Source organism: Paenibacillus sp. FSL M7-1046 (genome assembly GCF_038007405.1).
In the GTDB taxonomy this organism is placed as follows: Bacteria; Bacillota; Bacilli; order Paenibacillales; family Paenibacillaceae; genus Paenibacillus_AQ.
Map to the genome: position 1 here is coordinate 3,346,145 of NZ_JBBOXB010000001.1, position 11,939 is coordinate 3,358,083.

Sequence of the window (11,939 nt, forward strand, 5' to 3'; positions counted from 1 at the left end):
TGTACACTGCACGGTTAGCAACATAATGCAGGAATACCCTCAAGCTGCACTGTTCGCCGGAAGGGGGGGCTCCTATACTTGGGTCATACATTGGACGGAGCCGCTAAACGCAGCTGGAGTGTCCAAGCGGAGGCGGGAAATCGGGCGCCGCTGCAACTTATATATAGGTATAGGAGAGTGAAGGCTTTGAGACAGCGCAAACGCAAGAATGGAATGCCGCTAGCCATTGAGCTTCCCTTAAAGGGAACGGGTCAGCTGTCATCACAGATGGGGGCCGGCATGAAAAAGAAGAAAAAAGGATTTCTGCATGAGCTAATCCATAACCGGGTTCTTTTTCTGATGCTGCTTCCGACACTGCTGTTTTTTCTGGTGAATTCGTATTTTCCGATGGTCGGAGTCTATTATGCATTTACCCAATTTGATTTCAATTCCGGACTGTTCGATGCACCGTTCGTAGGCCTCAAAAACTTTGAGTTTCTCTGGAAATCCGGGACATTGGTGAAGCTTACGCTCAATACGATCGGTTACAATCTGGCGTTTATCCTGCTGGGCAACGTACTGGCGATTGTCTGTGCCATTCTGCTCAGCGAGCTGCGTGTCAAATGGTTCAAGAAGCTTACCCAGTCGATCATGTTCCTGCCGTATTTTGTCTCCTTCGTGATCCTGAGCGTTATCGTCTACAATGTGTTCAATTATGATAACGGTTTCTTGAATACCCTGCTTGCCCAGTTCGGAGCCGGTCCAGTGGATGTCTACAATAAACCGGTCGTCTGGATTTTTCTCATCATCTTGTTCTATCTCTGGAAAAACCTTGGCTATAGCATGGTAATCTACCTCGCGGCCATTACGGGGATCAGTGATGAGTACTATGAAGCGGCCAAAATTGACGGAGCGCATATTTTCCAGCGGATCTGGTATATCACGGTGCCCATGCTGAAATCGACCTTTGTTGTGCTGCTGCTGTTCTCGCTGGGCAGCATTATGAAAGGGCAGTTTGACCTCTTTTATCAGCTGATCGGCAACAATGGTGTGCTCTACAATACCACGGACATTCTGGATACGTATGTATTCCGGTCACTCAAGGTTACCTTTGATATCGGAATGGCGACTTCTGCGGGGCTGTACCAATCCCTGTTCGGCTTTATCCTGATCATGACGGTGAACTACATTATCCGCAGAATCAATGATGACTACGCTTTGTTCTAAAAGGTGCAATAGGAGGAAAAGAGCATGCATATCAAAGACGACCATTATACAAGAATGCTGCAGGGGCTGGCTTACACCGTAATCATATTAGGTTCACTGGCCTGCCTGATTCCATTCCTGCTGATTATTTCGGCTTCCTTGACTGCCAATGATTCTATCATTAAGGATGGGTATCATTTTATACCGGCGCAATTCTCGCTGGAAGGCTACAAGACGGTGTTCACGTTCCCGGATGAGGTACTGCGGGCTTATGGCGTTACGCTGTTTACGACGGTGACGGGTACGGTGCTGGGGCTGTTTTTTATGACGATGGCCGGGTATGTGCTGGCACGTAAAGACTTCAAATACCGCAATACGTTTTCCTTCTACATCTATTTCACAACCCTGTTCGGCGGGGGGCTGGTGCCTTGGTACATCATGATGACCAAATATCTGCATCTGACTGATTCGTATGGTGCGCTGATTTTTCCGGGGCTGATGACCCCGTTCCTGATTATTCTGATGAAGAATTTTATCCGTTCGGCCGTTCCTGAGGAGCTGTTCGAATCCGCCAAAATTGATGGGGCCGGTGATTTCAAAATCTACTGGCGGATCGTGCTCCAGCTGTCGATGCCCGGCATCGCCACGGTAGGCCTGTTTCTTGCCTTGGCTTATTGGAATGACTGGTTCTCGTCTTCGCTGTTCATTAATGATCCGCATAAGTATCAGCTGCAGTTCCATCTGTACAATGTAATCAACTCAGCGGCATTCATTGCCAACATGGGCGCCGGTACGGGTGTCAGCCTGGGAGCCGACCTGCCCACCGAGTCGACCAAGATGGCGATGGCGATTGTCGTTACCGGACCTATTCTGTTTCTGTATCCGTTCATCCAGCGTTATTTTGTAAAAGGCTTGACGATCGGGGCTGTAAAAGGTTAGAACCGTATGGTGGAGCACGCCATTACGGTGTGCCTGTTATCCGGCTAACATAGCGTCATATTCTGATAGATGTGCTGACAAACAAAACTTTAGGAGGGTTCATCATGAAAAAGAAAGCAGGCAGAAGATCACTGGTAACGCTTACGACAGCTGCGCTGGCTCTTTCGCTGCTCGCGGGATGTGGCGGCAATAACAGCGGCAACAACAGCACAAGCAGTGAAACAGACGGTAATGCAGGCACAGCCGTGAAAACAGACAGCAGCACGGCTGCCCCGGCAGATACCGGAATTGACACTTCGAAGAAGGTGGAGCTGCAGTTCTATATGCTTGGGGATGCCCCTAAGGATCTGCCGGTGATTCAAGAGGAAATTAACAAGATGGCTCAGGAAGAACTGAATGCTACCGTTAAATTCAACTATACGAGCTGGACGGATTGGGACCAGAAATATAAGCTGCTGCTGTCTTCCGGCCAGGCGATTGATCTGATTTTTACAGCGGACTGGACCCAGTACCAATCTTATGCGAAACGCGGCGCGTTCCTGGCCATTGATGAATTGCTGCCAAAGGCGGCCCCGGAGCTGCAGAAATTTGTACCTGAGTCCATGTGGGAAGATGTGAAGGTGGATGGTAAAATCTATACGGTTCCTGCGACTTATAAAGAGTATGTGACCAACGGTTTCGTATGGCGGGAGGATCTGCGCAAGAAATACAATCTTCCACAGCCCACCGATCTGGCCAGCTATGAGGCCTATATGGACGGCATTGCCAAGAACGAGCCGGATATGATGCCAATGTCCCTCAACAGCGATATCGGCAATAATCTGCACTACATTTATACTGAACTGAACAAAATGGTTGGAGCGCTGCCTTATGGTATGGGTGTGAAGTATGAATCTCCTGCTACCGTATACACCTACTGGGGTTCCGATGAGCAAAAAGAAGAGCTGAAAACGATGAAACGCTGGGCAGACAAAGGCTTCATTCCTAAAAACGTGCTGAATATCAAAGACACGATGCAGGACCCGGTCACCTCCGGCAAAGCGGCCAGCATGTTCGGGGATAACCCGACACGCTATAATGACATGAAGATGAAGATCAGCACGACACATCCCGATTGGGAGCTGGGCTATTATCCGTTCGGGAAAACCACAGGTTATGCTACACCGGTACATCCGATACACAATGGTTTTGCCATTCCGAAGAACAGCAAAAATCCGGAAAGAGCACTTGCTTTCTATCAGAAGCTGGTCCTGGACAAACGGTATAACCAGTTGACAGAATACGGTATTGAAGGCAAGAATTACACCGTGGAAGACGGCTACTACAAACTGGTCGGCACGAGCCAATCCAATGGCTTCTCCCGTGAGGGGATGAACGGCTGGGCGTGGAGAAATCCGGAATTCATGCTGTTCGACAAAGGTTTTGATGGTGTGAAGGCTATCTTCGAAGAGCTGGACAAAATTCAGAAGCCTGACCTGTTCCTGGGCTTTGCGGAAGACTATTCCTCGTACCAGGCGGAAAAAGCGGCACTGGAGCAAGTGGAGAAGCAGTACCTCTTCCCGCTTGAGGCAGGTCTAGTGGATGATATTGATAAAGGGCTGGAAACCTTTATGCAGAAGGCTAAGCAAGCCGGGCTGGAGAAGATCCAGGCCGAATGGACGAAGCAGTGGAATGCTTATGTGGCGGAAAAAGGTATTAAGTAGTGCAGAGGTGCCCCGAAAGCCTATGGCTGGCGGGGCTTCTTGCTGCGCTTTGCTCAAGGGGAAGGGCATTTTGGTGCTGGGCAGCTGCGTGGAATGTTTGGACTTTCGGCCGCTGGCGCTCCTACAGTTCCAAACTTCCCCTCCGCTGCTTTCACCTTAATGGTGGTTCTCCAAGTACAGCTGGCACAAGCCCCTTGCCAACGGCTTTCGGGGCAAGGGGGAGGAGAGTAGAGGAGGCGGCCACTGCCGATATTACCTCGGGCTCGCCCAAATCAGATGAACCATGTTAAGCCAGTAGCTTTCCACCTTATTGATTTTGAGACCCGACTCTTTGATCAGTCCTAGAATGTTCCTTGTATAGTGACAGCCATAAGCACGATATAACAGCGGGTTAAGTGCTTTTTGGACAACAGAAACCGCAGGGTTAGAGCTGATCCCATGCTCCATGAGAAGAATTTGCCCATTCGGTCTGCACCAGCGGTTGATCTTATTCAACACCAGTAATGGATTATCATAACTGCAGAAGGATAACGTAGAAACAATAGTATCGAAGGAATGATCGGAGAAGCTCATTTCTTCAATATCCGAACAAATAAAAGTACCCTCAATATGATGATGATGTGCCGCCCGTTTTGCTTTCTCTAGCATCGCCTCACTAAAGTCAGTTGCGGTAACCTTTATGTTTGGAGGATAAAACGGGAAATTCGCACCTGCCCCCACGGCAAGCTCAAGCACCTCGCCCTTCGCATGACTTAAAAGCTGTTGGCGCCAACGTTTTTGTTGCGGATCTTCTCTTTTGTTATCATATTGGTTTGCCTGCTTATCAAAGATACGTATTAGCTTCTGCTTCTCCACCGGTCTCCCACCTTCAATAAACTTGGAACTCTCCCTGTTAAAGTCTATTTCGCCAAAAGGCTCACGTTACCTTTTTTTGTAACTGATCTGCCCATACTTCAATAAAAAGGGCTTGCATAGCGGTTTCCTTTTGCTCAAAAAGAAACAGGGGGCATCCCAGCAGCCATTTCATGGCTTTTGAGACAGCCCCTGTTTTCACGCGTTTTTGGAACGCCGGTAATCGGTGGGGGTGGTGCCGAAGCTGCGCTTGAACATCCGGTGCAGGTAGGAGCTGCTGGTAAAGCCGCAGCGCTCGGCGATGATAGTTACCGGGAGATCGGTACTCTCCAGCAGGCTGCATACTTCACGCATGCGCACCTCCAGAATGATGTCCACGATGCTGGACATGGTCTGCTGCTTGTATAGCCGGCTGATATAGATCGGGGACATATCAAGTTCGTCCGCGATCTGGTTCAGGCTAAGGTTCGGCTCCATATAATTCTCGTTTATTTTCTGATTAATCAGGAGGATCAGATCATGCTGCTTGGAGCTTTTTTTCTCAGCGAGCTGCTCCCGCATTTCACTAAACAGCACGAAGAAGGCTTTTTCCAGTTCAGCAACGGTTTCTACGGAATCCAGAGCGGGCAGCCCTGATGTCCCATCACATTGTAAACGGTTACGTTTTTGGACGGTACTGATGATTTCTTTGATCGTCACACTAAGCCTGGACAACGCTAATTGCACGGTATGGAACGGATAAGATTCCGTTTCCCGGAGGATGCCGCTGAATTGCTCCTGGGCGTCTTCGACTTTGCCGCTCATCAGAGCGTCGATAAGTTTCTTTTCCTTCTCGGTCGGATAGTGGTAGGTATTGGCCTGCAGACTGCTAACGGCCTGGGCGCTGATGATGCAGCCATGCCCGTAGAACAGACGGTGATTTGAAGCTTCCCGGACCTGCTTATAAAGCTGATTCAACTGCAGGGCATTCCGGTCAATATGGCTGTAGGTAAGGGTGAGGCTCACCTTCAGATAATCCGAGCAGGCCTGCTGAATCTGCCGCAGCAGCGTCTCAATCAGTCCTGTATCGGTGTATTCTACCGGATCAATGATATTCAGCAGCACCAGTATGCCGTCATCATTCATATCCACGGTCTCCACACGGTAGGTCTGGCCGCAGATTTCCGAAGCGATGTTCATAATGGCAAATTTATAGGCCAGCAAATAAGAGGATCTGGCTTCCCTGAATTCATTATAGTTGTCAATCCGCAGCAGGATGAGGCGGTAATCGTCGTTGAACGTAAAGTGAATGCCAAGCTGCCTCAGTTTCTCCACCTGCTGCATGGATTGCAGCGGCTTTAACCCCAGCACCAGATCGCGCACCGTATTTTGCCTAATCATAAACATGCTGTCGCGTTTTTCGCTTTCGAGAATATTCATCTCGCTGACGATCCGGTGAATGGGCAGATAGAGCCTTTTCGACATGATCCAGGACAGCCCGATGCCTCCCACCAGAATGATGACTGCAATGAGCAGGGTAGCGTTCCGGATGTTGTCGGTCTGCTCGGTGATGATGTCATACGGCGTGATCCGCACATACTGCCAGCTTAAAGCATCCGGGGCGGTATAAGAAATCAGTGAGTTCTCTCCAGCAAATTTGCCGATAAAATAACCTGCGGATTCGCCCTTGACCTTCTGGTCGATCCAGCGGTTTTCCTCCGGGGAAAGCTCCTGCTGCTCCAGGCTGTTGCTGGACAGGAAGGCGCCATGGTCTGCCAGGATGAAGGTCGAGCTTTTGGAATCTACAGGACTGGTAATCTCTTTGTTGATCCAGGGTGCGGAGATGTTCACAATCACTGCCGAATTAATCGCCCGGTCCCAGCCGATGGCATCAAAGCACAGAAAGGTATAAGCCCGGACCTGATCGTCCTCCTCGGCACCATTGGAATAGACCCGCGGAATCGGCATAAACGGCTTGTATTCCTCATAGTGGTTCAAGATGTCCAGAATGTTCTTATCCACAAGCTCCTGTTCGGTAAATACACCGTTTTGTCCACTGGAGGAGGCAATGTAGAGTTTTTCGCTTTTCGGATTATAGACATAAATGGATTCAATGTATGGCATCGAGCTTATATAATTGCCAAGCTCCGACATCGCAGCCGTGACGTCATAAATATCCGGCTTGTCGTAAAGTACAATTTTGGAGACGGTGCTGTTACGGTAGATTTGAAAGGAAAGCGATTGCGCGGCATCGTTCATATTTACAACCTCTCTGCTTGTTTTGGTGAGGTCGCTAAGGTCGGAGCGGAAGGCCTGCGTTTTTTCAACGCCAATATAGTAGTTGTAATAGATGATCGTGGAGACGAGGAAGGTTAAGGACACACATAACGTCATACTGACTAATATTTTGCTGTACAGTGCTCTTTTGTTGCCAATCTTATTCAGTCTCATTGACATCCCCCTGACTTCATTGTCTGTACTGGCGATAATAAGCCCTCTCTATATTGTTCACAGTATAATTATAAACTTCACCCTATGAACAGAACAGTAGAGCAAGATTACAATAGTGAACAGGATGAATTGCCAGGGAGTGAACAAATCCAATATCTGTGTACAAAAGCTACCTCGACACGGCGGTTGCCCAACTAAAGGAGCTGGGTTACGGGGAGTGACCGTTACACCCTGTAAAAGTGCTTGCGTTCCATCAGACCAAAAGATCAAAAGACAGGAAGCTAAATCGCTTCCTGTCTTTTGGTCTTTATTTCATTTACTCTTCATCCGGAAGGTCCGGGGGGAGAGGCCGACCTCTCTTTTGAACATATTGCAGAATTGGGCATCGTTTACAAACCCTGCCGCCGCTGAAACCTCAGCGATTTGCATTTGGGTATGAAGCAGCAGTGATTTCGCATAATTGATCCGCTTTGACAGAAGATAACGGTTCGGAGAATGCCCGAATCTTTCCTTGAATAAATGCCGGAACCTGTCATAGCTGTAGCCGGACATTTCTGCGAGCGATTGAACCGAAAGCTTATGGCGGTAATGCTCGTCCATATAGTTCAGAACATACTGCATCTGATCCTCTGAAGGAGATGGCGTATGTCCCGTGCCAAGCAGCCGCAGCAGATGAACGATGATCTCACTCATCTGCAGATTCATAAGCTCGGTGTAGCCATCCCGTTTGCGGGAGAACTCCTCTTTCATCCGCAGCATGATCTGCAGCACGGTCTGATCCTTGTCGTCGTCAGAGACTCCGGCTAAAGCGGGGAGATTCGGATGGCCGCAGATAAACCCTACGAATAGAACATCCGCCTCCGGCGTGTGTTTCTCATCATGCTTAAAGTTGGGCGGGATCAGCGCGAATGAATAGGGCCGGAAATGATAGTTGCGGATCCCCACATTCGAGGAACCAAGCCCCTGGATGTAATAAATCAGTTCGAAGCATTCATGCTGATGCGGAGGGACATAAGTATTAGCTTCATGATCTGCACTTACAATATATAGGACTCGATCCATTCTGATCCTCCGTTATTCTGTCATTTAGCCGAATCGTGCAAAAACCTGACCGAATCCATATAAATATTTGCTGCCTTATTTGTTATGATCGTATCAATTAAACCGAAGATTCGTAACCAGACTGGCCATCTCGTTCGGGAATTACCCGGTTTTTCAAGATTTGTATCCCTGTAATGTTTGCTTTTGAATGTAATTCACTAATTTTCATAGTTTATATGAATTTGCTGAAACTCAACGGAGTCATCGCTATAACACAAAACGTGCAATTGGGACATTTTGCCATTTCTTTAAGGTAAACCAACTACAAACAGGGGTGTGAACAAAAATGAAAAAGAACGTTCTTGCTTTATTGTTGCTCATGGTAATGGTACTTGTCACGGCTTGCGGAAATAATACGTCCGGCAAAGGAAATACAGCAAATCCCGCAAATGATGCAGAAAGCGGAGAAGCGGCTGCAGGGGACAAGCTCAAGGTCGTGCTGCTGATTCCGGGAACGCTTGGAGATAAATCATTTTTTGACGCGGCCAATAATGGTCTGCAGAAGGTGAAGGATGAGCTTGGTGCGGAAACCAAGGTTGTAGAAATGGGAGCCGACAAGACGAAATGGGAGCCTACGTTTAACGATATCGCCGCAGAATCAACTAAGGCATTTCCCTCCATTTGGGCATTTTAGGGCCGCTGCACTGCTGTATTCAATTTTGCACTACTTTCCAAGTGCGGTAAGTCCCGTCAGCCTGAAACTGTGTATGCTATACTGTGGCTAAAGAGGTGGGTCGGCCATGGAAAGCTTTACGGGCAAAGGTGTCCGAGTGTTTGCGGAGAAAATAATCAGAGTGTTCGCCGTATTATCCGTATTCGCTGTGCTGCTTAAAGATTATGCCGCTGATCCCGGATCAGCGGTATTTTTGGCGTGTTTTGCTTTACTGCTGCTAATCAATGATTATGCCAGAAGCAGATACTTATCCGTAGCGGGGACGCTGTGGTCTTTTTCTTTTGTGTTGAGCAATTTATGCGCTGGTTTTTTGCTGTGGAAAGTGTATTGTACCGGAACCCAGCTTTATATCATTATTTTGCTTGTGGAGCTCATCGTGGGTATGCGGAAGGTGCCTGTGCCTCTTTTGCTGTTGCATATGGGGATTTTCAGCGCTTCTCTGGCAGCCGGTCATACCGCAATAAAATACATAATAACTTCCTATGCAATCATGTTCGTCATTGTCTACCTATTCAGGAATGCTATGATTGAGAAGGCCAGAACACAAGTGCTGAATCAGGAACTGGAGAAGGCTAATTTGGCGCTGAAACAGTATTCAGTAACGGTCAGAGAGCTGACGCTGAGCAAAGAAAGAACAAGGATTGCCCAGGAGCTGCATGATTCATTGGGGCATTATCTGACTGCATTAAATATGCATCTAGAATTCGCCCACAAAGCTGTAGACCTGGAAACGGACAAAATCAGGAGTGTTGTTGGCCAATCCTACCAGCTGTCAAGAGAATGTATGGTGCAGCTCAGACAGGCTGTGCTGCTGCTGAATGAGGAGCAGCACGTACAGGAGCTTTCACTCCAGCGGCAGCTCCTTAACCTCTTCGCTCATTTCCAAGCGGCCGGGCAAACCCGGTTTGAACTCAATATGGATGAGGACATAGAAGCTGTGAACTTCGAAATTAAAGACTGCATTTATAAAACGGTTCAGGAATCAATCACTAATGGAATCAAACATGGGAAAGCCACACTTTTCTCCCTGGCCATTCATAAAAATCCCCGGCAGATTTCATTGCTTATTGCTAACAACGGAACGGGATGCAGGGAGGTTATCAAGTCAAACGGAATTCAGGGGATCGAACAGCGGATTCACGCTTTGGGCGGTACCGTTCAATTCGATTCTAATCAGGATTCAGGTTTTAAAGTGCAGGCGAATATTCCTAAAATGGTTGATTTCTAGCATAGGCAAGGAGGAGCAGCAGTTATGGTGAGTATTATAATTGCAGACGATCAACTGATTGTCAGGGAAGGCTTGAAAATGGTTTTGAGCCTTCAAGCGGATGCAAAGGTAATCGGAGAGGCAGCAAATGGACAGGAGCTGCTCCGGCTGCTGGCCGATTACTCTCCTGACGTGATTTTGATGGATATCAAAATGCCGCTGATGAATGGGATTGAGGCGACTAAAGCTGTGAAACAGGGGTATCCGGGGGTTAAAGTAATCATCCTTACTACTTTTAATGACAGGGAGTTTATCCTTGCCGGGCTTAAGCATGGAGCGGATGGATACATCCTTAAGGATTCGGCTTCAGAGGATATCATGGCGGCCATTCGATCGGCCTGCGAGGGTAACATTATGCTGAATCCGCAGATTACCCGGGAATTGGTGGATGCCCTTAACTCGGCGGGGACGATTCATAGTTTGCCAACGGAGAATGGAACTCCCACTGTCTCCCCCTGGCTCACGCCAAGAGAGCTTGAGGTGGCCAAGGGGATTATGGAGGGAAAAAGCAACAAAATCATCAGCAATGAGCTGTTTATTACAGAAGGCACGGTAAAAAACTATGTTTCCAGAATGCTTAACAAACTTGAATTAAACAACAGAACCGAATTGACCCTGTATTTGCAGAAGCTTAATATATAACTCCGCATGATCACCCGTTCTTCAGGAGAGAGAGGGGCTGTTTTGTCTCCTCCTGACCTTCCTTCCTCTAACCTATATGACTAAAGTAATACTGAAATTGCTTACTAAAGCAACCCCTTGATTGGGGACTTAAGTGAATATCCCTGTTCGAAGCGTGGCGATAAAATGATAACAGAGTAAGAGTTATCGCAAAGGGGACCACGCTGATGCTTGAACTGAACCATGTGACGAAGAAATATAAGGATTTTACGGCTGTAAAGGATATTTCGTTAAATGTGAAAAGCGGTGAAAGGTTCGGCTTGCTCGGACCGAATGGTGCAGGCAAATCAACAATGGTGTCGATGATAAGCACTGTGCTAAGGCCAACCGCAGGGACGATCACTGTCGATCACAAACCGCTCAGCGGAAAGCCCAGAGAGATCAAGAAAATAATGGGGATTGTTCCGCAGGATTTGGCGTTGTACCAGGCGTTAAGCACGAAGGACAACCTGGAGTTCTTTGGCAGTCTATATGGACTTTACGGCAGCAGATTGAAGAGCAGAACCGAGGAAGTTCTGGACATCATTGGACTCAAAGAACGAAGAAACCAGGCGGTGTCCGAGCTGTCGGGAGGAATGAAACGCCGGGTCAATATCGGTGCCGCGTTGATGAATGATCCTAAATTGCTCGTACTAGATGAACCTACGGTAGGGATCGACCCCCAGTCCAGGCATCATATTCTGGAAACGGTAAAGAAATTAAACCAGGACAGAGGCATGACGGTTATTTATACCAGCCACTACATGGAAGAAGTAGAGTATCTGTGCAAGCGGCTTGCGATAATCGACCATGGTTCCCTTATTGCGCTGGGGAGCAAAGAGGAGCTCAAGCTGAACTTGAAGGTCTGCGATACGCTGACGGTGGATTATAGTGAAGGAAATGAGGCAGCATTGGGCCAGCTCGAGCAAATCTCCGGTGTCACCAAGGCAACCGTGGAAGGCAAACATATTAGTATGCTTGTCTCTACCGGGGAGAGAAGTGTGATTGACATTGTTGATGATATTAGGAACCTGGGCATCCGGCTAACCGGATTCAAGTACGAAGAGATGAATCTTGAAAGCCTTTTTCTCCAAATTACAGGCAAAGCCTTAAGAGAGGAGTAGAAGGT

The 11,939-nt window shown here is 48.0% G+C and carries 10 protein-coding genes; 7 read left to right on the forward strand and 3 right to left on the reverse strand.

From position 1 onward, the window contains the following. Window positions 1–267: 267 nt before the first annotated feature. From NYE29_RS14795 to NYE29_RS14805, 3 genes are all read left to right on the forward strand, one after another. Entirely contained in the window at window positions 268–1,206 is a 939-nt protein-coding gene (locus NYE29_RS14795) for an ABC transporter permease (protein WP_231578519.1), read from the forward strand. A 24-nt stretch (window positions 1,207–1,230) separates the two neighbouring features. After that, window positions 1,231–2,124, forward strand: coding sequence for a carbohydrate ABC transporter permease (locus tag NYE29_RS14800; RefSeq protein ID WP_038596468.1), 894 nt, complete (start codon window positions 1,231–1,233; stop codon window positions 2,122–2,124). Between the two features lie 104 nt (window positions 2,125–2,228). Next, window positions 2,229–3,827 carry an extracellular solute-binding protein gene (locus NYE29_RS14805; protein WP_340896528.1) on the forward strand — a complete coding sequence of 533 codons (1,599 nt, stop codon included), beginning with the start codon at window positions 2,229–2,231 and terminating at the stop codon, window positions 3,825–3,827. A 252-nt stretch (window positions 3,828–4,079) separates the two neighbouring features. Here NYE29_RS14805 and NYE29_RS14810 read toward each other — a convergent pair whose 3' ends face one another. The 3 genes from NYE29_RS14810 to NYE29_RS14820 form a co-directional block, all read right to left on the reverse strand. Then, window positions 4,080–4,682 carry a class I SAM-dependent methyltransferase gene (locus tag NYE29_RS14810; RefSeq protein WP_340896529.1) on the reverse strand — a complete coding sequence of 201 codons (603 nt, stop codon included), beginning with the start codon at window positions 4,680–4,682 and terminating at the stop codon, window positions 4,080–4,082. Between the two features lie 195 nt (window positions 4,683–4,877). Continuing rightward, the gene (locus tag NYE29_RS14815; protein ID WP_340896531.1) at window positions 4,878–7,109 is read right to left on the reverse strand and encodes a helix-turn-helix transcriptional regulator; all 2,232 of its coding nucleotides are present in this window, start codon (window positions 7,107–7,109) and stop codon (window positions 4,878–4,880) included. Between the two features lie 312 nt (window positions 7,110–7,421). Further along, window positions 7,422–8,171, reverse strand: coding sequence for an AraC family transcriptional regulator (locus NYE29_RS14820; protein ID WP_340896532.1), 750 nt, complete (start codon window positions 8,169–8,171; stop codon window positions 7,422–7,424). 325 nt (window positions 8,172–8,496) lie between these two features. On the opposite strand from NYE29_RS14820, the gene NYE29_RS14825 reads away from it, so the two are divergent. From NYE29_RS14825 to NYE29_RS14840, 4 genes are all read left to right on the forward strand, one after another. Then, a complete protein-coding gene (locus NYE29_RS14825; protein ID WP_340896534.1) occupies window positions 8,497–8,844 on the forward strand; it encodes a BMP family ABC transporter substrate-binding protein in 348 nt (115 codons plus the stop codon). 106 nt (window positions 8,845–8,950) lie between these two features. Beyond that, on the forward strand, window positions 8,951–10,111 hold the full coding sequence (locus tag NYE29_RS14830; protein ID WP_340896535.1) for a sensor histidine kinase: 1,161 nt from the start codon (window positions 8,951–8,953) through the stop codon (window positions 10,109–10,111). 27 nt (window positions 10,112–10,138) lie between these two features. Continuing rightward, the gene (locus NYE29_RS14835) at window positions 10,139–10,792 is read left to right on the forward strand and encodes a response regulator transcription factor (RefSeq protein WP_340899722.1); all 654 of its coding nucleotides are present in this window, start codon (window positions 10,139–10,141) and stop codon (window positions 10,790–10,792) included. 206 nt (window positions 10,793–10,998) lie between these two features. Further along, window positions 10,999–11,934 carry an ABC transporter ATP-binding protein gene (locus NYE29_RS14840; protein ID WP_340896536.1) on the forward strand — a complete coding sequence of 312 codons (936 nt, stop codon included), beginning with the start codon at window positions 10,999–11,001 and terminating at the stop codon, window positions 11,932–11,934. Window positions 11,935–11,939 lie beyond the last annotated feature (5 nt).

Excerpts from the sequence above, each read along its gene's own strand:
- NYE29_RS14795 (WP_231578519.1), top strand. The coding sequence starts at position 268 with ATGGGGGCCGGCATGAAAAAGAAGAAAAAAGGATTTCTGCATGAGCTA.
- NYE29_RS14800 (WP_038596468.1), top strand. The coding sequence starts at position 1,231 with ATGCATATCAAAGACGACCATTATACAAGAATGCTGCAGGGGCTGGCT.
- NYE29_RS14805 (WP_340896528.1), top strand. The coding sequence starts at position 2,229 with ATGAAAAAGAAAGCAGGCAGAAGATCACTGGTAACGCTTACGACAGCT.
- NYE29_RS14815 (WP_340896531.1), bottom strand. The coding sequence starts at position 7,109 with ATGAGACTGAATAAGATTGGCAACAAAAGAGCACTGTACAGCAAAATA.
- NYE29_RS14820 (WP_340896532.1), bottom strand. The coding sequence starts at position 8,171 with ATGGATCGAGTCCTATATATTGTAAGTGCAGATCATGAAGCTAATACT.
- NYE29_RS14825 (WP_340896534.1), top strand. The coding sequence starts at position 8,497 with ATGAAAAAGAACGTTCTTGCTTTATTGTTGCTCATGGTAATGGTACTT.
- NYE29_RS14830 (WP_340896535.1), top strand. The coding sequence starts at position 8,951 with ATGGAAAGCTTTACGGGCAAAGGTGTCCGAGTGTTTGCGGAGAAAATA.
- NYE29_RS14840 (WP_340896536.1), top strand. The coding sequence starts at position 10,999 with ATGCTTGAACTGAACCATGTGACGAAGAAATATAAGGATTTTACGGCT.